Annotated in this window: 21 protein-coding genes; 3 read left to right on the top strand and 18 right to left on the bottom strand. The window is 63.0% G+C overall.

Going from position 1 to position 22,472, the window contains the following annotated elements; genetic code table 11:
- Positions 1–97 precede the first annotated feature (97 nt).
- The gene (locus J3P91_RS07905) at positions 98–676 is read left to right on the top strand and encodes a Maf family protein (protein WP_434603255.1); all 579 of its coding nucleotides are present in this window, start codon (positions 98–100) and stop codon (positions 674–676) included.
- Between the two features lie 125 nt (positions 677–801).
- On the opposite strand, the gene J3P91_RS07900 is transcribed toward J3P91_RS07905, so the two are convergent.
- Genes J3P91_RS07900 through rluC form a run of 3 tightly spaced genes read right to left on the bottom strand, consistent with a single transcriptional unit; the run spans position 802 to position 3,421 of the window.
- Complete coding sequence (locus tag J3P91_RS07900) at positions 802–1,791, bottom strand: S49 family peptidase (RefSeq protein ID WP_434569357.1); 990 nt, start codon at positions 1,789–1,791, stop codon at positions 802–804.
- Between the two features lie 21 nt (positions 1,792–1,812).
- Positions 1,813–2,475, bottom strand: coding sequence for an HAD-IIIA family hydrolase (locus J3P91_RS07895; protein WP_434569358.1), 663 nt, complete (start codon positions 2,473–2,475; stop codon positions 1,813–1,815).
- The gene (rluC, locus tag J3P91_RS07890; RefSeq protein ID WP_434569359.1) at positions 2,465–3,421 is read right to left on the bottom strand and encodes a 23S rRNA pseudouridine(955/2504/2580) synthase RluC; all 957 of its coding nucleotides are present in this window, start codon (positions 3,419–3,421) and stop codon (positions 2,465–2,467) included. Before rluC ends, J3P91_RS07895 begins: the two co-directional genes overlap by 11 nt.
- Positions 3,422–4,120: 699 nt before the next feature.
- On the opposite strand from rluC, the gene rne reads away from it, so the two are divergent.
- Complete coding sequence (gene rne, locus J3P91_RS07885; RefSeq protein WP_434603253.1) at positions 4,121–7,342, top strand: ribonuclease E; 3,222 nt, start codon at positions 4,121–4,123, stop codon at positions 7,340–7,342.
- A gap of 249 nt (positions 7,343–7,591) precedes the next feature.
- Here rne and J3P91_RS07880 read toward each other — a convergent pair whose 3' ends face one another.
- The 12 genes from J3P91_RS07880 to J3P91_RS07825 all read right to left on the bottom strand — a co-directional run bounded on the left by J3P91_RS07880 (position 7,592) and on the right by J3P91_RS07825 (position 19,083).
- On the bottom strand, positions 7,592–8,182 hold the full coding sequence (locus J3P91_RS07880; RefSeq protein WP_434603251.1) for a nucleotidyltransferase family protein: 591 nt from the start codon (positions 8,180–8,182) through the stop codon (positions 7,592–7,594).
- A 16-nt stretch (positions 8,183–8,198) separates the two neighbouring features.
- Entirely contained in the window at positions 8,199–9,170 is a 972-nt protein-coding gene (locus J3P91_RS07875; RefSeq protein ID WP_434603249.1) for an XdhC family protein, read from the bottom strand.
- Positions 9,170–11,485, bottom strand: a complete 2,316-nt coding sequence (locus J3P91_RS07870; protein WP_434603247.1) for a molybdopterin cofactor-binding domain-containing protein — start codon at positions 11,483–11,485, stop codon at positions 9,170–9,172. The genes J3P91_RS07875 and J3P91_RS07870 overlap by 1 nt, the downstream gene beginning before the upstream one ends.
- Positions 11,482–11,952 (bottom strand): (2Fe-2S)-binding protein, encoded by a 471-nt coding sequence (locus J3P91_RS07865; protein WP_434605030.1) that lies wholly within the window; start codon positions 11,950–11,952, stop codon positions 11,482–11,484. The genes J3P91_RS07870 and J3P91_RS07865 overlap by 4 nt, the downstream gene beginning before the upstream one ends.
- A 268-nt stretch (positions 11,953–12,220) precedes the next feature.
- A complete protein-coding gene (gene murB / locus J3P91_RS07860; RefSeq protein ID WP_434569364.1) occupies positions 12,221–13,240 on the bottom strand; it encodes a UDP-N-acetylmuramate dehydrogenase in 1,020 nt (339 codons plus the stop codon).
- On the bottom strand, positions 13,237–13,701 hold the full coding sequence (locus J3P91_RS07855) for a low molecular weight protein-tyrosine-phosphatase (protein ID WP_434603245.1): 465 nt from the start codon (positions 13,699–13,701) through the stop codon (positions 13,237–13,239). Before J3P91_RS07855 ends, murB begins: the two co-directional genes overlap by 4 nt.
- The gene (kdsB, locus tag J3P91_RS07850) at positions 13,701–14,465 is read right to left on the bottom strand and encodes a 3-deoxy-manno-octulosonate cytidylyltransferase (RefSeq protein WP_434603243.1); all 765 of its coding nucleotides are present in this window, start codon (positions 14,463–14,465) and stop codon (positions 13,701–13,703) included. Before kdsB ends, J3P91_RS07855 begins: the two co-directional genes overlap by 1 nt.
- Positions 14,462–14,647 carry a Trm112 family protein gene (locus tag J3P91_RS07845; protein WP_003179363.1) on the bottom strand — a complete coding sequence of 62 codons (186 nt, stop codon included), beginning with the start codon at positions 14,645–14,647 and terminating at the stop codon, positions 14,462–14,464. The genes kdsB and J3P91_RS07845 overlap by 4 nt, the downstream gene beginning before the upstream one ends.
- Before the next feature lie 23 nt (positions 14,648–14,670).
- Positions 14,671–15,681 (bottom strand): tetraacyldisaccharide 4'-kinase, encoded by a 1,011-nt coding sequence (gene lpxK / locus J3P91_RS07840; RefSeq protein ID WP_434569367.1) that lies wholly within the window; start codon positions 15,679–15,681, stop codon positions 14,671–14,673.
- Positions 15,681–16,109 (bottom strand): ExbD/TolR family protein, encoded by a 429-nt coding sequence (locus J3P91_RS07835; protein WP_434569368.1) that lies wholly within the window; start codon positions 16,107–16,109, stop codon positions 15,681–15,683. Before J3P91_RS07835 ends, lpxK begins: the two co-directional genes overlap by 1 nt.
- Complete coding sequence (locus J3P91_RS07830; protein ID WP_305496069.1) at positions 16,106–16,741, bottom strand: MotA/TolQ/ExbB proton channel family protein; 636 nt, start codon at positions 16,739–16,741, stop codon at positions 16,106–16,108. Before J3P91_RS07830 ends, J3P91_RS07835 begins: the two co-directional genes overlap by 4 nt.
- A 95-nt stretch (positions 16,742–16,836) precedes the next feature.
- Positions 16,837–19,083, bottom strand: coding sequence for a DNA internalization-related competence protein ComEC/Rec2 (locus tag J3P91_RS07825; RefSeq protein ID WP_434603241.1), 2,247 nt, complete (start codon positions 19,081–19,083; stop codon positions 16,837–16,839).
- A 144-nt stretch (positions 19,084–19,227) separates the two neighbouring features.
- Here J3P91_RS07825 and J3P91_RS07820 point away from each other — a divergent pair, with 144 nt between their 5' ends.
- Positions 19,228–19,758, top strand: a complete 531-nt coding sequence (locus J3P91_RS07820; RefSeq protein WP_434569369.1) for a DUF2062 domain-containing protein — start codon at positions 19,228–19,230, stop codon at positions 19,756–19,758.
- 163 nt (positions 19,759–19,921) lie between these two features.
- Here J3P91_RS07820 and J3P91_RS07815 read toward each other — a convergent pair whose 3' ends face one another.
- The 3 genes from J3P91_RS07815 to J3P91_RS07805 form a co-directional block, all read right to left on the bottom strand.
- Positions 19,922–20,701 (bottom strand): ABC transporter permease, encoded by a 780-nt coding sequence (locus tag J3P91_RS07815; protein WP_030137687.1) that lies wholly within the window; start codon positions 20,699–20,701, stop codon positions 19,922–19,924.
- A gap of 2 nt (positions 20,702–20,703) precedes the next feature.
- Positions 20,704–21,636, bottom strand: a complete 933-nt coding sequence (locus J3P91_RS07810; RefSeq protein WP_434603239.1) for an ABC transporter ATP-binding protein — start codon at positions 21,634–21,636, stop codon at positions 20,704–20,706.
- Between the two features lie 134 nt (positions 21,637–21,770).
- A complete protein-coding gene (locus J3P91_RS07805; RefSeq protein ID WP_434603237.1) occupies positions 21,771–22,394 on the bottom strand; it encodes a glutathione S-transferase family protein in 624 nt (207 codons plus the stop codon).
- Positions 22,395–22,472 lie beyond the last annotated feature (78 nt).

Here is a 22,472-nt window from a genome sequence, read left to right as displayed (position 1 = left end):
CATTATAGGGATGCACCGGGCCATGTCAAAGGAAATTCAGCCCTGTCCGTCACTTGCACGCCTCGCTAGAATCCTCTCCTGCCTCCTGGAGACGCCAATGCTGCCTTTATTACTTGCCTCAAGCTCGGTCTACCGTCGGGAACTGCTTGCCCGCCTGGGGCTGCCGTTCGTCTGCGACTCACCGGACATCGACGAAAGCCATCGCGCCGGCGAGGCCGCGCTCGAACTGGTGAAACGCCTGGCCCGGGAAAAAGCCTTCGCCCTGGCGGACCGTTACCCGGCACACCTGATCATTGGCTCGGACCAGGTCGCCGTGCTCGGCGAGCGCATCCTGGGCAAGCCCAACACCTTCGAGAACGCCCGCGAGCAACTGCTGGCCGCCAGCGGGACCAAGGTAACCTTCCTGACCGGCCTGGCACTGCTCAACAGCCAGACCGGCGCCTGCCAGGTCGATTGCGTTCCGTTTACCGTAACCATGCGGACATTGGATCAGGCTCGCGTGGAGCGCTATCTGCGCACCGAGCAACCGTACGACTGCGCCGGCAGCTTCAAGGCCGAAGGCCTGGGCGTGAGCCTGTTCCAGAGCACCGAAGGGCCGGACGCCACCAGCCTGGTCGGCCTGCCGCTGATTCGTCTTGTGGATATGTTGCTGGCTGAGGGTGTGCAGGTTCCCTGAACCGCCCTCCGTGGCGAGGGAGCTTGCTCCCGCTCGGTTGCGCAGCGACCGCAAAAATCTGGGCCGCTGCGCAGCCCAGCGGGAGCAAGCTCCCTCGCCACAAGGGCAAATGCGTCACGCTTGAATCAGCGCAACGCCGGACCCTGGAAGCCCATCCACATCGCCAGATGCTCGGCGATGCTTGCGCCCAGCTTCTTCGAGAAGCGGTCAAACGGCGATTCTTCGATGGTGAAGTCCACCAGGTCCTTCTGACCGATCACATCCCGAGCCACCGAACTGGCGCTGCCCAGGCCGTCGATCAGGCCCAGCGGCAAAGCCTGCTCCCCGGACCAGACCAACCCGGAAAACAATTCCGGATGCTCCTTGTCCTTCAAGCGCTCGCCGCGGCCTTTCTTGACGCTGGCAATGAATTGCTTGTGAGTCGTGTCGAGTACGCCCTGCCAGAACGCGGTCTCTTCAGGCTTTTGCGGCTGGAACGGATCAAGGAACGACTTGTGCTCGCCAGAGGTATAGACCCGCCGCTCCACACCGAGCTTCTCCATGGTCCCGACAAAACCATAACCGGCCGCCGTCACGCCAATGGAGCCGACCAGACTGGCCTTGTCGGCATAGATCTGGTCCGCGGCGCTGGCAATGTAATAGGCACCCGACGCGCCGAGATCGGCGATGACTGCATAGACCTTGGTGTTCGGGTGAAGCGCGCGCAACCGGACGATCTCGTCGTAGACGTAACCCGACTGCACCGGACTGCCGCCCGGGCTGTTGATGCGCAGCACCACGCCCTTGACCTTCGGATCTTCGAAGGCGGCCCGCAGACTGCCGACGATGTTATCCGCACTGGCTGGCTCCTTGTCGGCGATCACGCCTTGAATGTCGATCAACGCGGTATACGCCGAACCACTGACCGCACCTTTTTCGATACTCATCAACGGCGTAAACAGCAGCAGCGCAACGAAAAGATAAACGAAGGTCAGCAGCTTGAAGAAGATCCCCCAGCGACGCGACCGACGCTGCTCTTGCACACCGGCCAACAGAGTCTTTTCCAACAGCTTCCAGCTTTTTCCATCACCGCTCTCGGCATCTGCCTTGGCCGGTGCTTTCCATTCATCGGTCATGCATGCATCCCCATCAAAACGTCAACCGGCACGCTGGCTCAGCCACGCGTGCAATTCGGGAAAATGGTCAATCGCCAGGCACGGTTCAAACGCCCGAAGCGCCTCGATCGTCTGCGCGCCATAACTGACAGCGACAGAGCCCATGCCGGCATTTCGCGCCATCTGCAGGTCGAACGACGAATCCCCGACCATCAGCGCCTGCTCGGGCCGCACGTTACAGTGGGCCAGGATCTGTTCAAGCATCAGCGGATGCGGCTTGCTGGCGGTTTCGTCGGCGGCGCGGGTGATGTCGAAATAATCGTCCCAGCCATGGGACTTCAGCACCCGATCCAGCCCGCGTCGAGCCTTGCCGGTCGCGACAGCCAGGTGATAGCCCTCCTCCCGCAGGGCCTGGAGCGTGTCGGCCACGCCGTCGAACAGCGGCGAAGGCTCGGCCTCCAGCGCGATGTAGTGGTCGGCATAATGCTGGCGAAAAACGCTCAACTCATCATCAGCGATTTCCGGGTACAGGCTGCGAATCGCTTCCGGCAGCCCGAGACCGATAATGCCCTTCACCGCAAAATCATCCCGCCGAGCAAAACCCGTACGGTCCGACGCGACGTGCATCGACTCGACAATCCGACCGATGGAGTTGGCCAGAGTGCCGTCCCAATCAAATATCAGCAGCTTGTAGTCAGGATGCACTCAACCGCTCCACGGTCTTGGCCCACATGTCATCCACGGGGGCCTGCAATTTCAGCTCGCCGCCGTCCGGCAACGGCACGGTCAGCATGTAGGCATGAAGGAACAGGCGCTTGCCGCCCAGGTCACGGATTTCCTTGCTGAAGTCATCGTCCCCGTACTTGCTGTCACCGGCAATGCAATGCCCGGCATGCAGGGTGTGGACGCGGATCTGGTGGGTCCGCCCGGTGACCGGCTTGGCCTCGACCATGGTGGCGAAGTCGCCGAAACGGCGCAGCACCTTGAACACGGTCAGCGCTTCCTTGCCTTCTTCGTTGACTTCCACCATGCGCTCGCCGGAGCGCAGGTTGCTCTTGAGCAGCGGCGCGCGGACCTGCTTGACGGACGTTTCCCAACGACCGCGCACCAGCGCCATGTAGCGCTTGTCGACGCCATCGCCGCGCAACTGTTCGTGCAGATGGCGCAACATGCTGCGCTTCTTGGCAATCATCAACAGCCCGGAGGTGTCCCGATCCAGGCGATGGACCAGCTCCAGCTCCTTGGCATCGGGACGCAGTTGACGAAAGGCTTCGATCACGCCGAAATTCAGGCCGCTGCCGCCGTGGACCGCGATGCCCGCGGGCTTGTTGACCACGATCAGCGCCTTGTCTTCGAAGACGATGGCGGCCTCCAGGCGCTGCAACAAGCCTTGTGCCAATGGCACCGGCTCATCGCGCTCGGGCACGCGAACCGGCGGCACGCGCACGACGTCGCCCGCCTGGAGCTTGTATTCAGGCTTGATCCGACCTTTGTTCACCCGCACTTCGCCTTTGCGCAAAATGCGATAGATCAAGGTCTTGGGCACGCCTTTGAGCCGGGCAAGCAGGAAGTTGTCAATTCGTTGGCCGGCATATTCCGGCGAGACCTCAAGCAGTTGAACGCCTGGGGTCGAAGGGGCAGTAGTCGTCATGGCGGCGATGATAACAATTTTTTATGGAATTGAAGCACTTAATCATTGCTGCTATAGTCGCGAACGCCGCCAAAAGTGGCTGGACAGCGGACCAGCGGTCAAAAACCGGCCCTGACCAACGCAATTCACGAGGACGAGAGGCCGTCCTACGGGGCTTTTGCTACGTAACGGTAGAGTCCGCAGGTGTAACGAGCGCAGGTGACATGAGGCCTGAAATACGCTGCAAAGCAGAGTCTTGACTCGCCTTGCGCGCCACATTCACGGCCAGTTCACAAAGTGCAGTCGCCCGCAGACGACCCCGAGCGAGAGCTTCGGAAACAACGCCTAAATGAGCCATGATGCGTGACCTCCCCTTCCGGAGCTCACGGTAAATGCCAACCCGCTGCGGATTCTGCGCGCGGCAGCACCCGAATTATCAGGGATACGTGTAGGGTGGAGATGTACAACCGTCGGACTGTGTAGCACTAGGCTTATATTTAGACGCTTCATCTCGTCCACAGGCGCCGGTTGATTCCTCCTCCTGACTGAGTGCTTGAGTACCAGCAAGCAGGACGCGTCCGTCGCGACTTCGCCATCATTGGGTCGAACTCGCTGGACACTGGAATGGCCCCGCCATCGCCAGGACGCACCTGACACCGACCGTGAGAAGTCGTGTGTGCCGAACGCCGTTTCCGGCAGCCCGGAAACCGACGGTACTACATGAAAAGAATGCTGATTAACGCAACTCAACCCGAAGAGTTGCGTGTTGCACTGGTAGACGGCCAGCGCCTCTACGACCTGGATATCGAATCCGGTGCACGCGAGCAGAAGAAGGCCAACATCTATAAAGGCCGGATTACTCGCATCGAACCAAGCCTTGAGGCTGCCTTTGTCGATTTCGGCTCCGAGCGCCACGGCTTCCTGCCCCTCAAAGAAATCTCCCGCGAATACTTCAAGAAGGCCCCCGAAGGCCGCGTCAACATCAAGGACGTCCTGAGCGAAGGCCAGGAAGTCATCGTCCAGGTCGAAAAAGAAGAACGTGGCAACAAGGGCGCCGCCCTGACCACCTTCATCAGCCTCGCCGGCCGCTACCTGGTCCTGATGCCGAACAACCCACGTGCCGGCGGTATCTCCCGCCGCATCGAAGGCGAAGAGCGCAACGAACTGCGCGAAGCCCTGAACGGCCTGGTCGCACCCGCCGACATGGGCCTGATCGTGCGCACTGCCGGCCTGGGCCGCAGCAGCGAAGAAATGCAGTGGGACCTCGACTACCTGCTGCAACTCTGGACCGCGATCAAGGAAGCCTCGCTGGATCGTTCCGCACCTTTCCTGATCTACCAGGAAAGCAACGTGATCATCCGCGCCATCCGCGACTACCTGCGCCAGGACATCGGCGAAGTGCTGATCGACAGCGTCGAAGCCCAGGACGAAGCCCTGACCTTCATTCGCCAGGTGATGCCGCAGTACGCCAGCAAGATCAAGCTCTACGAAGACAGCGTTCCGCTGTTCAACCGTTTCCAGATCGAAAGCCAGATCGAGACCGCCTTCCAGCGCGTCGTCGAACTGCCGTCGGGCGGCTCCATCGTCATCGACCCGACCGAAGCCCTGGTGTCGATCGACATCAACTCGGCGCGCGCCACCAAAGGCAGCGACATCGAAGAAACCGCCCTGCAGACCAACCTTGAAGCCGCCGAAGAAATCGCCCGCCAGTTGCGCCTGCGCGACATCGGCGGCCTGATCGTCATCGACTTCATCGACATGACCCCGGCCAAGAACCAGCGCGCCGTGGAAGAAAAAGTCCGTGAATGCCTGGAAGCCGACCGTGCCCGCGTACAGGTCGGTCGTATCTCGCGCTTCGGCCTGCTGGAAATGTCCCGTCAGCGCCTGCGTCCATCCCTGGGCGAAAGCAGCGGCATCGTTTGCCCGCGCTGCAACGGCACCGGCATCATCCGTGACGTCGAGTCGTTGTCCCTGGCGATCCTGCGCCTGATCGAAGAAGAGGCCCTGAAGGACCGCACCGCTGAAGTTCGTGCCCAGGTGCCGATCCCGGTGGCCGCGTTCCTGCTCAACGAAAAACGCAACTCGATCACCAAGATCGAACTGCGCACCCGCGCCCGCATCGTGATCCTGCCGAACGACCACCTCGAGACGCCGCACTTCGAAGTGCAGCGCCTGCGTGATGACAGCCCCGAGGCCCACACCAACCAGTCCAGCTACGAAATCGCCGCGGCCGCCGCCGAAGTCGAAGACGTCCAGCCAGCTGCCGCCACCCGCACCCTGGTTCGCCAGGAAGCAGCGGTCAAGACCGCGCCGGCCCGTGCCAACGCTCCGGTCCCGACCGAAGCCGCCGCGCCGGTTGCCGCCCCAGCCGCAGCCCCGGAACCTAGCCTGTTCAAAGGCCTGGTGAAGTCCCTGGTCAGCCTGTTCGCCACCAAGGAAGAGCCTGCCGCCCCGGCGGTTGTCGCCAAGCCTGCCGCTACCGAGCGTCCGGCCCGCAACGAAGAACGCCGCAACGGTCGCCAGCAGACCCGCAACCGCAACGGTCGTCGCGACGAAGAACGCAAGCCGCGCGAAGAACGTGCCCCGCGTGAAGAGCGCGCACCCCGTGAGCCGCGTGAAGAGCGTCAACCACGCGAAGCCCGTGAGGAAGTTCCAGCGGTAGCTCGCGAAGAACGCGCACCGCGTCCGCCTCGCGAAGAGCGCCAGCCACGCGCACCACGTGAAGATCGCAAGCCGCGTGGCGAGCGTGAAGAACGTGTTCGCGAATTGCGCGAGCCTCTGGACGCCGCACCGGCTGTTGCTGCGACTCCTGCGACTCCGGCAGCAGAACGCCCGGCTCGCCAGCCTCGCGAAGAACGTACACCGCGTCCGCCGCGTGAAGAGCGTCAGCCGCGCGCCGAGCAGGCAGCCGCCGAAGCCAGCGAAGAGGAAGTACTGAACACCGAGGAGCAGTTGCAGGAAGACGGTCAGGACAGCGCCGAGGGCGATCGTCCACGTCGTCGCTCCCGCGGCCAGCGTCGTCGCAGCAACCGTCGCGAGCGTCAACGCGATGCCAACGGCAACGTGATCGAAGGCTCGGAAGAGTCCGAAGCCGGCGAGAACGCCGAAGCGCCTAGCGCTGCCGACCTGGCCGCCGGCCTGGCCGTCACCGCGGCAGTTGCCAGCAGCGCGATCAGCGCCCCAGCCGAGGCCCAGGCACACGAGCAGGCCGAACGGGCCACCGCTGCGGTGGAAGAGGCAGCGGTCGAAGCGCCAGTTGTCGAAGCGACCACTCCGGTAGAAATCACTGCTTCGCCAGAAGTGGAACTCGCACCGGTTCGTGAAGCCGAGCCGCAAGCCGAAGCCGCCGCCGAGCCTGCCCCGGTCGTCGAGCAGCCGGTGGTAGCCGCTGAACCTGCCGTTGAAGTTTCTGCCGTTGAAATGCCTGCCGAGGAAACCGCACCAGAGCCAGTACGCGAAGAGCAGACCGCTTTCAACTGGAATGCCGAGCCAGCCGCACCAGCGCCGGTTGCTGAACCGGAGCCGGTAGTAGTCGTCGAACCGCAAGTGGTCGAGCCTGCGCCAATGGTCGAGGCGCCAGTGGTTGCCGAAGCAGTGGTTGCCGAAGCCCCTGCCCCGGTTGAAGCGCCTGCACCGGTCAGTGCCCTGACCCCTAACGGCCGCGCCCCGAACGATCCACGCGAAGTGCGTCGTCGCAAGCGTGAGGCCGAGCGTCTGCAGAAGGAAGCTGAACTGGCTGCCGCTACCGCCGCTCAAGCGCCTGCCGCCGAACCGGCTCCGGTCGTGGAAGAAGTCGCCGAGGCAGCCCCTGCCCCGGTAGCTGAAGCCCCGACTGAATCGGCCCCGGTGATCGACGAACCTCAGCACGTTGCTGAAGAAGAAGTCGCTCCGCGTCACACTGAAGCCCTGGAAAAAGAGCACGAGCCTAAACCTCACGCCTGATTCCACCGCCCAGTAAAAAGCCCCGCCTGGTGATGCCAGGCGGGGCTTTTTTATGCCTTCGATTTGCAGGTCCCTATGAGAGCCTGGCACGAGATTTATATCCGCTGAAAAACCCATGTGGGAGCGAGCTTGCTCGCGAAGGCGGTGGATCAGCTTGCATCACTGTTGAATATCAGACCGCTTTCGCGAGCAAGCTCGCTCCCACAGGGGAATTGCAACCACCATAAATTTTACAATCCTTCAAAAAATCTATCTGAAGATCAATGCCTCCGGCACATCAATGTCCCAGGTCATACCAGGATCGTCCACCGGCACCTCGGCCACTTGCGCCCCGGCGAATAACACCTTCGCCCCACGATCACCGGTCAAGGCCATCAACTGCGGGCCAAACCCACGGCCAAATCCCACCGGATGCCCATACTCCCCGGCAAAAACCGGCACGCTGATGCCATCCTCGCGAAGCCCTGCCGCCACCTTTCCGATGCTCGACGGCAGGATAAACGGCATGTCGCCCAGCACGATCAGCCACCCAGCCACATCCGGACAGGCTCGGACGCCGGCGGCAATACTATCTCCCAGTCCCGGTGAATCCAGCTCGACAAAATCGCATCCATAGGCCTGGGCCATGCGAATGGCCTGCGGACGGTCATTGCGGGTGACCAGCACGCGCTTGTCCAGGGAGGCCGGCAGATTGACCAGCACGTGCTCGATCACCGAGCGCACCGCGCCGTCACGGCCTGTGCAATCCGCCAGCAGCTTGTCCTTGTCGGCCCCGGCGACCTGCCGGAAACGGCGGCCCGAGCCCGCCGCGAGGATGATCACGCCAATGGACTCAGACATACCCTTCCCTCCTGGACTACAGCGGTTTCTTTTGACGCAATTCGACGCCATTTTTGATCGCGACGATTTCCGCCAGCAGCGACAAGGCGATTTCCGCCGGAGTGTGGCTGCCGATGTGCAGGCCGATGGGCCCGTGCAGCCGCTCGATGGCCTGTGCTGACAAGCCTAGCTGAGCGAGGTTGTCCCGGCGCTTCTGACTGTTGACCCGTGAGCCGAGGGCGCCCACATAAAAAGCCCTGGAATCCAGGGCGGTGAGCAAGGCCATGTCGTCCAGGCGTGGGTCATGGGTCAGGGCAACGATCGCGGTGCGTTCATCGGTCTCGATGCTCAGCACCGCCTCGTCGGGCATGCCCGGAACAAAGCGGCCATGCTGCTCTTCCCAACCGTAGACGAACTCCTTGCGCGGGTCGCAGATCAGCACTTCGAAATCCAGCAACCGGGCCATTTCCGCGACGTAACGCGACAGCTGTCCGGCGCCGATCAGCAACAGCCGCCAGCGCGGGCCATAAATCGCCCGCAGTGTTTCACCATCGAACATCAATGCATCGCTTTTGCTCGCTGGTGTCAGCACCACAGCGCCGGTCGCGATGGTCAATTCCCGGGCAACTATTTCGTGGGCCTCGCACCGCGCCAGCAACTCGGCGACCCAGCCTGGATCGCCGACTCGCTCCTCTGTCAGGCGCAAGGTGCCGCCGCACGGCAAGCCGAAACGCGCCGCTTCCTCGCGTGTGACACCGTAGGTGATGAGCTGCACGGGCGGGCCATCCGCCGGAATCCGGCCGTCGTGCAGCCGGGCGATCAGGTCATCCTCGACACAACCGCCCGATACCGAACCGATCACTACGCCGTCTTCGCGCAGGGCCAGCATGGCCCCCGGAGGTCTCGGCGCGGTGCCCCAGGTCTGGACCACCGTGAACAACACCACCCGCTGCCCGGCGCGACGCCATTCCAGCACGCTGCGCAGCACGTTCAGATCAACGCTGTCCATCAGGCTTTGGCCTGTTGCCAGCCTTGCAGCTGATAACGCACAGGCAGATCACGGATGCGCTTGCCGGTGGCGGCGAAGATTGCGTTGCACAGCGCTGGCGCGATCGGCGGCACACCCGGTTCACCAACGCCACCCAGCGGCACTTCGCCCGGCGGGGTGACCAGGTGCACGGCTACTTCCTTGGGTGCCAGGGACATGCGCGCCACTTCGTACATGTGGAAATTGTCCTGCTGGACCTTGCCATCCTTGAAGCTGATCTCCCCGACCATCGCGTTGCCCAGGCCCATCACGCAGGCGCCTTCGAACTGCGAGCGGATGCGCTCGGGATTGATCTGCGGCCCACAGTCCACGGCAATGTCCGCCTTGTGCACGATTATCGTGCCGTCATCCTTGACCTCGACTTCGAGCGCCGCGGCCACGTAGGTGACGAAGCTGTAGTGCACCGCCAGCCCCAGGCCCCGGCCCTTGGGCAATTCACGGCCCCAGCCAGCGGCCTTCGCGGCAGTCTCCAGCACGGTGCGGATCCTCGCCGTATCGATGGGATAACGCTCGGGCGATTCGCCGTAGTTCCAGCTGTCATTCTGGCTGTTGGGGTTGATCTTGCGGTCCGGGCCGAGCAACTTCAGGTGGTACTTGAGCGGATCCTGGCCGGCCTTGTGGGCCAGTTCGTCGATGAAGCTCTGGATCGCAAAACCATGGGGAATGTTCGACACCGAGCGATACCAGCCAACGCGGGTGTGGGCCACCGCCTCGGGGTTCTCCAGGCGCAGGTTAGGAATGGCATAGGCCATGTTGGTCACGCCCATGCCCACTTCGAACGGCGCTTCGTGGGTCATGCCCGGCGCGAACAGCGCGGTGATGGTCGGGGCCACGGTGCGATGCAGCCAACCGGAGGGCAGCCCGTCCTTGTTCAGGCCGGCCTTCAGGTATTCGGCCGATACGGTATGGAAATACGAGTGATGAATGTCGTCCTCGCGGGTCCATTGCACCCGAACCGCCTGGCCGGGGAATTCCTTGGCGAGCACAGCCGCCTCGACGACGAAATCGGGTTTGGACTTGCGTCCGAAACCGCCGCCCAGCAATGTGATGTTTATCGTGACCTTCTCGAAAGGGATGCCCAGGCGTTCGGCGACGCGCTCGCGGGTGACCTGGGGTGCCTGGCTCGGTGCCCAGGCTTCGCATTGACCGTCCTTGAAGCGGGCGACCGCGACCATCGGCTCCATCGGTGACTGGGACAGGTGCGGCAGGTAGTAGGCCGCCTCCAACGTCGAATCGGCCTTGGCCAATGCGTCGTCAAGGTCGCCAGTGCTATGCAGGACTTTGCCTGGTTTCAGAGCAGCCGCTTGCAGTTCCTTGCGGTAGGCGATGGAGTCATAGCCGGCGTTCGGGCCATCGTCCCATTCGATTTTCAACGCTTCGCGGCCCTTGATCGCCGCCCAGGTGTTTTTCGCTACCACCGCCACGCCGCCCAGCGGCTGGAATTCGGAGGGCAAAGGGCGTCCTTCGATCTGCACCACCTTGATCACGCCCGGCACCTTCAACGCCGCGCTGCTGTCCACGCTCCTGACCTTGCCACCATAGACCCGTGGGCGGGCCACGACGGCGTAGAGCATGCCGTCGAAATGCACGTCGGCACCGAACACCGCTCGGCCGTTGACGATGTCCGCGCCGTCGATGGCACGGCTCGCTTCCTTGCCAATGTAACGAAACTCCGACGGCTGCTTGAGGCGCAGACTGTCGCGGGCCGGAACCGGCAAGGCCGCCGCGGCGGCGGCCAACTCGCCATAACCCAGTTCGCGCCCCGAAGGCTGATGCACCACTTTATGCAGTTGCGCACGGCATTCGCCCACCGGCACTTTCCACTGGGCAGCGGCGGCCAATTCAAGCATGGTCCGGGCGGCGGCACCGCAGCGGCGCATCGGCTCGTACCAGTGACGCATGCTGCGCGAGCCGTCGGTGTCCTGGTTGCCGAAGCGCGCCTCGTCGGCTGGCGCCTGCCTGACCTTGACGAGCGCCCAGTCGGCGTCGAGTTCGTCGGCCACCACCATGCTCAGGCTGGTGCGCACGCCCTGGCCCATTTCCGAACGGTTGCAAATCACCGTGACGCTGCCGTCAGCGGCAATGCTTACGTAGACCTTGGGGTCGTCGACTGCACCATGGGGCATGCCCTCGGCGCCGAACTTCTTCTCTTCGGCAAAGGCCTCCGGCAGCCCCCAGCTGGCGGCCAGCACCAGCACACCCGTGGCGCTGGCGCCCTTGAGGAAACCCCGACGACTGAGGTTGCTCAGCACAAAATCATTCGGCAAGCGGCTCATGCCTTGGCCTCCTTCAGGTGAGTGGAGGCCTGACGGATCGCGCTCTTGATCCGGTTGTAGGTGCCGCAACGGCAGAGGTTGCCGACCATGGCCTCCTCGATCTGTTCATCCGTCGGATTGGGATTGGTCTTGAGCAATGCCGTGGCGGACATGATCTGCCCGCCCTGGCAAAAACCACACTGGGCCACGGCGGTGTCCAGCCAGGCCTTCTGTACAACCTGGCCGACCGGGTCGACGTGAAGCGCATCAATCGTGCTGACGTTCTGGCCTTTCACCGAGCCGATCGGCGTGATGCAACTGCGCGCCGGGGCGCCATCGATGTGGATCGTGCACGCGCCGCACAGGCCCATGCCGCAGCCGAACTTGGTGCCGTTGTAACCGGCCACATCGCGGATTGCCCACAGCAGCGGCATGTCCTCGGTGACATCCAGTTGATGATCTGTTCCATTGAGTTTCAGGGTAATCATGGGCACGCCCGCATTCGTTTCGAGTTATGGGGGTCGAGCAATCTGCCGTTGGGTGATCGGTTCGGTGTCGCAGACTGGCTCAGGCTGATCCGGCTCTCTTGTGCAAACGTCAACAGCGTCTGCACCGGGCCTTGGGGATGCGTATGCTCGCATCGTCAGCCAATTAAATTAACCCAGGAACAAGCAAAACGCCCTGCACAATCCTGCACGAATGAGCGTATGCAGGTCATGCAGGGCGTTTTTTTGTTCACGCAGGGCCAAGCGCCCGTCAGTACCGATTCGGCTCCATCTCCAGATCGACCTGGAAACGTTCGGCAATGTCCTTCTGGATCCGTTGAGCCAGGTCCAGCAATTGCAGGCCCGTGGCATTGCCATAGTTGACCAGCACCAGTGCCTGCAACTTATGGACGCCGGCGTCGCCCTCGCGAAAGCCCTTCCAGCCGGCGCGTTCGATCAGCCAGCCGGCAGCGATTTTCATCTGCCCCCCAGGCTGTGGATAAGCCACCAGGTCGGGGTATTGCAGCTTGAGATGGGCCACGTGGGTGGCGTGCACCAACGGGTTCTTGAAGAAGCTGCCGGCGTTGCCGAGTACGGCGGGGTCCGGAAGTTTTTCGCTGCGGATGCTGCAAATCGCCCGACTGACATCCGAAGGCGTTGCCTGAGCAATGCCTTGCTCGCTCAGGCGCTGGCGGACCGGGCCGTACTCCAGGTGCAGATGCGCGACACGACTGAGGGCAAAACGTACCCGCAGGATCAGCCAGCGCCCCGCCTGCTGCTTGAACAGGCTGTCGCGGTAGGCGAAAGCGCACTCTTCAAGGGTGAAGTCGCGCAACTCGCCGGTATGGCGATCCAGCGCGGTAAGGCCGGCAAAGACATCCTTTATTTCCACGCCATAGGCACCGATATTCTGCATCGGTGCCGCCCCTACCGTACCGGGAATCAGGCTGAGGTTCTCCAGCCCCGACCAACCTTGCGCCAGCGTGTGCTGGACAAAAGGATGCCAGGGCTCCCCGGCCTCGGCCTCGATCACCAGACGTTCGCCGTCGTCGCTGAGCAGGCGGATCCCCCGACTGGCCATGCGCAACACCAGCGCGTCGATGTCATCGGTCAACAGCAGGTTGCTGCCGCCGCCGATCACCAGCAACGGCAGATCATGCCCGGCGGCATAGGCCAGCGCCTCGCGGACATCGGCATCGCTGTGGGCCTCGGCGAACAACCGTGCGGCGACGTCCACGCCAAAGCTGTTGAACGGCTTGAGGCTGACACCGGCCTGGACATGCAAGGTCATAACCGCCCCTTCACTTCGATGACCAGGCGATCCGTGGCCTGTTCGATCAGGTCGAGCACCTGCTCGAAACCCTGTTCGCCGTCGTAGTACGGATCTGGGACATCATCGAGCTCAGCCTCGTAGCGACGCAGGAACAGATCGAGCTCGGCCTTGCCACTGGCCGGTTGCAGTGCCTTGAGGTTGCGCAGGTTGTTGCTGTCCATCGCCAGGATCAGGTCATAGGCGGCGAAATCGGCGCGGGTGACTTGCCGGGCCCGCTGGGCCGACAGATCGTAGCCACGTCGCAGGGCCGCGGCAATGCTGCGTTTATCAGGGGCCTTGCCGACGTGCCAGTCACCGGTCCCGGCAGAGGCGACTTCGACTTGCCCCTCCAGCCCGGCCTCGCGCAGCTTATGGCGCAAGATGCCTTCGGCGGTGGGCGACCGGCAAATGTTGCCAAGGCAGACGAACAGAACCCGCATCAAGCCTCCAGCAGGCGACGAACGCGCTCGAGGTCTTCGGGAGTGTCTACACCGGTCGGCGGCGCGATCAGCGCATCGGCGACATGGATCCGCACGCCATGCCACAACGCCCGAAGCTGCTCGAGGGCTTCGGTGTTTTCCAGCCAGCACGGGCCCCAAGCGACGAAGTCCTGAAGGAAACCGGCGCGGTAGGCATAGATACCGATATGGCGACGGTACGGCACGCCTTCGGGCAACACGTCGCGGTCCTGAGCGAATGCCTCTCGGGCCCAAGGCAAAGTGGCACGACTGAACGTCAACGCCAGGCCGTCGAGGTCGCTGACCACCTTGACCACGTTGGGATTGAACAGGGTCTGCACGTCCTCGATCGGCTCGGCCAGGGTGGCCATGCGCGCCTCTGGGTGCGCCGCCAGGTTCGCCGCGACCTGATCAATCACGCTCGGCGGGATCAGCGGCTCGTCACCCTGCACGTTGACGACGATGGCGTCGGGCGCCAGACCGAGTTTCCCAGCCACTTCCGCCAGGCGGTCAGTACCGGAGTTGTGATCCTCGCGGGTCATCACCACTTCGGCGCCAAAGCCCTGGCAGGCCTCCACGATGCGCGCATCGTCCGTTGCCACCACCACACGCTGGGCGCTGCTCTTGCAAGCCTGCTCCCAGACATGCTGGATCATCGGCTTGCCGGCGATCAGCAGCAACGGTTTACCGGGCAAGCGCGTGGAGGCAAAGCGCGACGGAATGACAACGGTAAAAGCTGTACTCATTTATCCAGGCGCTCGTCAGTGGTCAGGGTACGGGCTTCGCTTTCGAGCATCACCGGGATGCCGTCGCGAATCGGATAGGCCAGGCCGGCGCCCTTGCTGATCAGCTCGGTCTTGTCGGCACTGAGCTTCAGCGGGCCTTTGCAGACCGGGCAAGCCAGGATGTCGAGCAGTTTGGTGTCCATGAAATTCCCCTGGGTATAACGTTTTAAGGCAAGAGCCGATCCGGCAACAGGCGCATCAGCTGCGTATCGAACCAGGCCGCGAAGGCTGGCGAAGGCGCGGCGTCAACCGCCAGGTACCACCAGTCGGGCGCGGCGAAGGCACGGCATTTGACCGCGTCCTTTTCCGTCATGACCACTGGCAATGACGGTTCGAAATCGAAGGCCTGGGCACTGTATTCGGCATGATCGGCAAACCCGTGCGGTACAGGCCGCCAGTGTAGCGTTTCGAGGGTATTGAAGAAACGCTGGGGGTTGCCGATACCGGCCACGGCATGCAGGGCCTGGCCGGGTGGGAAATGGTCGAGGGGGCGCCGTTCGCCACTGGCCAGGTTGATCAGCGCGGTGGGCCGCAACTCGAACGCGAAGCCGTCCTCGCGATCAGCGCTGGCGCCGTTGAACAGCACGGCGTCGACCGAGCGCAGGCGCTCCACCGGCTCGCGCAACGGGCCGGCCGGCAGGCAACGGCGGTTGCCCAGGCCACGGGCGCTGTCGATCAATACCAGTTCGAGGTCACGGGCCAGGCGGTAATGCTGCATACCGTCGTCGGACAGGATCAGGTCCAGTGGCTCGGCGTCCAGCAGTGCCCGGACAGCGCGGCTGCGATCAGGATCGATCATCAACGGCACGCCGCTGCGCTGGACGATGAGCAGCGGTTCGTCGCCCGCGACGTCGGCGCCCTGCTCGGCCTCGACTCTCCATGGCAATTGCGGCGGCCTGGCGCCGTAACCCCGGCTGACCACGCCGACCCGCAGGCCACTGCGCTGGCAATGCTCGATCATCCAGAGGATCAACGGCGTCTTGCCGGTGCCGCCGACGGTAATGTTACCCACCACAATCAGCGGCACCGGCGGCTGGTAGATCTCGCCCTCGCCCGCCAGGAAGCGCTCGCGCTTGCCGGTCACTACGCGTCGGTACAGCCATTCAAGCGGGCGCAGCAGCACCAGGGCGGGATGCCCCTTGTACCACGCGGCAAGCAATCGATCGGACATGGCCATCAAGGTGCCGGCGCCGCCTCGATCGTGGTCATGCGCAGGTGGCTGAAGCCGAGCTTGCCAGCCGCGTCCATGGCGGTGATGACCGATTGGTGAGGCGTCTTGCCGTCGGCGCTGATGGCAAGCGGCAGGTTGGTATCACCGCCGGACTCCCTCTGCAGGGCCTCGATCAGGCTCGCCAGGTCGCTCTTGGGCAGCAACTGGTTGTTCACCGAGAACGCGCCCTCGGCGCTGATGGTGACTTCCAGGTTTTTCAACTGCTGGTCCTCGGCCGGCGAACCACTCACCGCTTGCGGCAGCTCAACCTTCAACTGGGTTTCCCGGGTGAAGGTGGTGGTCACGACGAAAAACAGCAGCAGGATGAACACCACGTCGATCAGCGACGCCAGGTTGATCTCGATATTTTCCCGTGGTTTGCGGCGGAATTTCACTTCTTGCCCCCGGCCAGGTCCACGTCACGGTCGCCCTGCACCACCTCGACCAGCTTGATGGCTTCCTGCTCCATGCCCACCACCAGCTCGTCGACGCGGCGTTGCAGGAAGCGATGGAAGAACACGGCCGGAATACCCACCATCAGGCCCGCGGCGGTGGTGATCAGTGCCTTGGAAATACCGCCCGCCAGCACGGCGGCATTGGTGGTCATGCCGGAACCGGTGAACGCGCTGAAAATGTCGATCATGCCGAGGACCGTGCCCAACAGGCCCAGCAATGGCGACATGGCCGCGATGGTCCCAAGGGCATTGATGTAGCGCTCCAGGTCATGAATGACGCGCGCGGCGGCCTCCTCGATGCACTCCTTCATGATCTCGCGACCATGCTTGGAATTCGCCAGGCCTGCCGCGAGGATCTCCCCCAGCGGCGAGCTGGCTCGCAGCTCCTTGAGCTTGTCCTTGTTCAGCTGCTTGTCCTTGATCCAGACCCAGACCTGCCCGAGCAGATGCTCCGGGGTCACGCGGCTGGCCCGCAGGGTCCACAGGCGTTCGGCAACGATACCCAGTGCCGCGATGGAACTCAGAATGATCGGCAACATCATCCAGCCGCCGGATTTGACCAATTCCCACACAGTGACAGCCCCCTCGAAAAAGTGCGCCACTTTATCATACAGACTCGCTGTGCAGGCCCGCCCTGCCGACAACACGGCAAGAACGCTGCGCCAGATCAATGCTCCGACGCTGGCCCGGCAGGCGGCGGATCACGCCAGTAACGGCGAATGCCCGCCTGCCCAAGCGCATGTGTAAAGGCGCCGAGTTGCAGACGAATGGCACCTTGTTCGGCACTGTCGTAGACCGCCATGCCCAAGCGTCGATAACGCTCCATCACCCACGGATGGGGATGGCCGAACGCATTGTTGCGCCCCCGGGAAATCAATACCGAATGGGGCTCAAGTCGCGCCAGCAGCGCCATCGACGATGAGCTGCGGCTGCCATGGTGCGGCGCTGCCAGCCACTGGGTCGGCATCGCCAAGGGACTGTCGAGCAAGGCCCGTTCGGCATGGGTATCGATATCGCCGGTCAGCAGCAACCGCTCGCCACCGGCCTCGACCAGCAAGACACAGGATTTCTGGTTGCTCTCGACAGCCGATGCCCAGCGCCACAGTTCGAACCTGACCCCGTCCCATTCCCAGCGTTCGCTGCTATCGCACGCCCCTGCCTGCAGATCGACGGGCAGCGCCTCGGGATCGCCGCTGACCACCCGACGGGTCGGCAATCCGTTGCGTACGGCTTGTGCACCGCCGGCGTGATCGGCATCGGCGTGACTGAGCAGCAGCATGTCCAAGGTACGCACACCGAGCCTGTGCAAGGTCGGCACCACCACGCGCTCGCCCGCATCGGCGTCGCCAAAACGCGGCCCCGCGTCATAAAGCAAGACGTGCCGCTGGGTGCGCACGAGGATCGCCAGCCCCTGGCCGACGTCCAGTTGCCAGATTTCGGCTTGCCCGTGGGGTACTTCTTCCCGTGGGGGAAAAACCATCAGCATCAGCATCGGCCAACCCAGGACCCGCAGCGGTACGCCCTTGGGCAGCAACAGCAGCGCAGTGCCGAGCGCCGCCACGCACCAGGCCCACAGCGGCACCGCGGGAGGCACCCAGGCTGGCATCTGCCCGGCTGCCAGCGCGAGCGCCTTGAACAGCAGATCGAGCAAGCCGCCGGCAATCCAGAGGAGGCTCTCGCCTATGTAAGGTATCGGTAGCAACGCGGTGCCAAGCAAGGCCGAAGGCAACACCAGCAGACTGACCCAGGGCACCGCCAGCAGGTTGGCCAACGGACCGCTGAGGCTGACCGGCAGCCCGAGGATCAAGAGTAGCGGGCACAGCCCGAGAGCAATCAGCCACTGGGCGCGGGTCCAGGTCTGCCACCAACGCCAGGGGCCCAGGCGACCGCCGAAGGTAAACATCAGAACGGCCACCGCGGCGAACGACAACCAGAACCCCGGCCGCAGGCTCGCCAGCGGATTGAGCAGCAGCACTGCCAGGAGCGCCAACAGCCAGGCTTTCCAAGGATCGGCCTGGCGAAAGCGCAAGCGCCACAGCAGCACCAGTCCGATCATCACACAGGCCCGCCGCACCGGCACTTCGAAACCGGCGAGCAGGCCGTAACCCAGCGCCGCGGTGAACGCCAGCACGCACGCCCAAGGCAGCCATGGCAACCACGCCGGCCAGACACCATGACGCGCCGCGCCGGCGACCAGCAGGTACACGAGGCCGGCGAACAGACCGATGTGCTGCCCGGAAATGACCAGCAGATGGATCGTGCCGGTGTCTTGCAGCACCTGCCAATCTTCGCGACTCAACCCGGAGCCATCGCCAAGGACCAATGCCATCAGCGCCCCGGAACGCCCTTGGGCATCGACTTTCGCCAATGCCTGGCGCACCCCGTCGCGCCAAGCGCCCTGGGCCGGTTGCAGGCGTCGCCCTTGCTTGACGCTGCCGGTCGCGCCAATGCCGCGGCTCAACAGCCACGCCTCATAGTCAAAGCCATGGGGATTGAGCAACCCCGCGGGTCGCTTGAGCTTTACCGCCAGGCGCCATTTCTCACCGCTGCTGACCGGCGGCCCGCCATACCAGGCCAGGCGCATCGAGGTTGGCAAGCGCGTGCGCCTTGACTGGATATCGGCCAATTCGAAACGCACCGTTCCATCGCCGTGTTGCGGCAAACCGACGACCCGCCCGTCGACCCAGCGCGTCTCGCCGTCCAGTGCGAAGGGCAACCGTCCGTCCAGTGCATGGTGTGCGGCGAGGCTCGCCCAGACCAGCCCGAAGAGGAAGCAACCCGCTGGGTACAGGCGAAACGGCAGTACCATCAACGCCAGCGTCGCCATGGCTGCGATCAGCCATGGCGACGGCAGTACCGGTAGAAAAACCGGGGCCAGCAGCCCCAGTGCAAGCGCGACCATTGCCGTGCGCATAAGCCCATCCTTGAGAGTCCCTCTCCAGGCTTAGCCGGTGCGGGGCACCGTGGGCGTTAACAATTGTCACAAAGTCTGAATCTCCCGGTTGTAGAATCCGGACATACTTGCGGCCTTACAGCTTTGACCCGACCGAGAAGCCTTATGCCCCGGCGATTATTCAAACGTTACATGCCTGACCCCGCGAGCATTCGGGAACATAAATCCTTACGCTTTCTCGGCACCCTGCTGCACGATCCCAACCTCTGGCATCTCAATCGTCATTCGGTGGCGCGGGCGATGGCCGTTGGCCTGTTCGCCGCTTTTCTGCCGATACCGCTGCAAATGCTCCTGGCCGCCGCGCTGGCCGTCACGGTTCGCGGCAACATCCCGATCGCGGTAAGCCTGGTCTGGTTGACCAACCCCATCACCATGCCCGCGGTATTCTTCTGCACCTATCAGACCGGCGCCTGGCTGATGGACGTTCCAGCCCGGACGCTGCCGGACGAATTGACCTGGGAGTGGATCACCAACCAGCTGTCAACGTTGTGGCAGCCATTTTTGCTGGGGTCGGTGGTCACTGGGTTGGTGCTTGGAGTCTTGGCTTATTTCGTCACCATGGCGTATTGGCGATGGTGGGTTGCCAGGCAGTGGCGGCGACGCAAGCGCAGTCGGATGAGAGAAAAGCTGGACTGAACGCGTCTCCCCCCAGACACGACATTCGGGGGTAAGCCGAAGTCCTTGTGGGAGCGAGCCTGCTCGCGAAGAGGCCATCACATCCAACATCTGCATCGGATGACGCTCAGCCTTCGCGAGCAGGCTCGCTCCCACAGGTACGACACTTCAGACACGGACAGTGTCAGGTACGCATCCCTCGCCCACTCACCAGCAACCGCGCACAGCCCACATAAAGCACCACGGTCGCCACCAGCATGAAGGTAATTGCAATACTGATGCGAATGTCCGAAACGCCAAGAATCCCGTATCGGAAAGCATTGACCATATGCAGCACCGGGTTGGCCAGCGATACGGTCTGCCAGAACGGTGGCAGCAGGGAAATCGAGTAGAACACCCCGCCCAGATACGTCAGCGGCGTGAGCACGAACGTCGGGATGATGGAGATGTCATCGAAGTTTCTCGCGAACACCGCGTTGATGAAGCCCAGCAGCGAAAAGATCGTCGCCGTCAGGACCACCACCAGGATCGTCACCCCCAGGTGATGCACCTGCAGATTGGTGAAGAACAGCGACAGCAGCGTCACGATCAGGCCGACCGCCAGCCCGCGCAGCACGCCGCCCAGGGTGAAGCCGATCAGGATCGTATGGGGTGAAACCGGTGAAACCATCAGCTCTTCGATGGAGCGCTGGAACTTGCTGCCGAAGAAACTCGATACCACGTTGCCGTAGGAGTTGGTGATCACCGACATCATGATCAGCCCCGGCACGATGTAGTCCATGTACGTGAAACCGCCCATGTCGCCGATCTGCCGGCCGATCAGGTTACCGAAAATCACGAAGTACAGGACCATGGTGATCGCCGGGGGCAGCAGGGTCTGCGGCCAGATCCGCATGAAGCGCCGGACTTCACGATAGACAATGGTATTGAGGGCGATGAGGTTGGGGCGCAGTTCCGAACTCATACTCATATCGCCACCTTCGCCAGGTTTTTTTCCACCAGGGACACGAACAACTCCTCAAGGCGATTGGTCTTGTTGCGCAGGCTCAGCACTTCGATGTTTTGCACGGCCAGCTGGGTGAACAGCCCGGTGATACCAGCGGACTTGTCGACCTGGACCTCCAGGGTATGGCCGTCGAGCAGGCGAGCCGGATAACCCACCAACTGCGGCGCGGCGCTCAGGTCATGCTTGAGATCCAGCAGGAAGGTTTCCACATGCAGCTGACTCAGCAACTGCCGCATGCTGGTGTTCTCGACGATGGTGCCGTGGTCGATGATGCCGATGTTGCGGCACAGCTGCTCGGCCTCTTCCAGGTAGTGCGTGGTGAGGATGATGGTGATGCCTTTCTGGTTCAGCTCGGTGAGGAAGGTCCACATCGAACGACGCAGCTCGATGTCCACGCCGGCGGTGGGTTCGTCGAGAATCAGCAGGCGCGGTTCATGCACCAGCGCGCGGGCAATCATCAGGCGTCGCTTCATGCCGCCGGATAACGAGCGGGACGGCACATCGCGCTTGTCCCACAAGCCGAGCTGGGTCAGATACTGCTCGGCGCGCTCGTTGGCGATCTTCGGCGGGATGCCGTAGTAGCCGGCCTGGGTCACGACGATGTCGAAGGTCTTTTCGAACTGGTTGAAGTTGAATTCCTGGGGCACCACGCCAATGCAGCGCTTGAGCGCGGCGGGCTCGCGGTCCAGGTCATGGCCGAAGACGTTCACCGTCCCGCCGGATTTGTTCACCAGCGTGGAAAGAATGCCGATGGTGGTGGATTTGCCGGCACCGTTGGGGCCCAGCAAGGCAAAAAAATCACCTTCGGCGACATCGAGATCGATACCACTCAGGGCCTGGAAACCGTTGCCGTAGGTTTTGGTTAGCTGCCGTATGGACAGAGCGGAACTCATATCGGATTACGCACCAAGAAGGGGAGGAAGAAGAATAGATAAGGGCCGGCGGCGAGCAATACAACCACGGCGCATGAAGGCAATGGTGCGTGGCGTCGCCGCACAAGTACAGTGAAGTGTGTCGATAGTAAGTATTAAGTCAACGCGGTCATGACGGCCTTGCGATAAGCCGGACGCTGCTGGAGCCGCGCATACCAGGCCTCCAGCCGAGGCAATGCGGCGCGCTCGATGGGCATCTCGAACCAGGCATAAATGAAACTGCCCAAGGGAATGTCGCCCATGCCGATTTCCTCACCGCAGAGGTAAGGCTGTTCGCCGAGGGCTTGCTCCACCATTGCCAGCAACTGGTCGCACTCCTTGATTGCCGCATTGATGGCCGGCCAGTCCTGCTGCTCGGCCGGGGTGCGCAGCACGCCCCAGAACACCGTGCGAAACGGAGCGGCAAAGCTGGACGTGGTCCAGTCCATCCATTTTTCAGCGCTGGCCCGGGCCTGTATGTCATCGGGATACCAGGCCGAGCCTGGGGCATGGCGAGCCGCCAGGTAACGCACGATGGTGTTGGATTCCCAGAGCACGAAGCCGTCGTCTTCTATCATCGGAACCCGGCCGTTGGGATTTTTCGCGCGGTACCCGGGCGTATCCACCACGCCAAACGCGCCGCCCGCGTCGATGGCCTCGTAGGCCAGCCCCAGCTCTTCGGCACACCACAGCGCCTTGCGCACGTTCGACGAATTCTTCCGACCCCAGATCTTCAGCATCACGGCTTCCTCAATGGATAAATGCCGCAGCAGCATACGCCGGATCAACCGCGACTCAAATCACCCTGCATGTCGCTG

The organism is Pseudomonas sp. Z4-7 (genome assembly GCF_051131965.1).
Taxonomy (GTDB): Bacteria; Pseudomonadota; Gammaproteobacteria; order Pseudomonadales; family Pseudomonadaceae; genus Aquipseudomonas.
The sequence above is the reverse complement of the archived record's forward strand: the minus strand, read 5'-3'. Positions and strand labels throughout refer to the sequence as shown.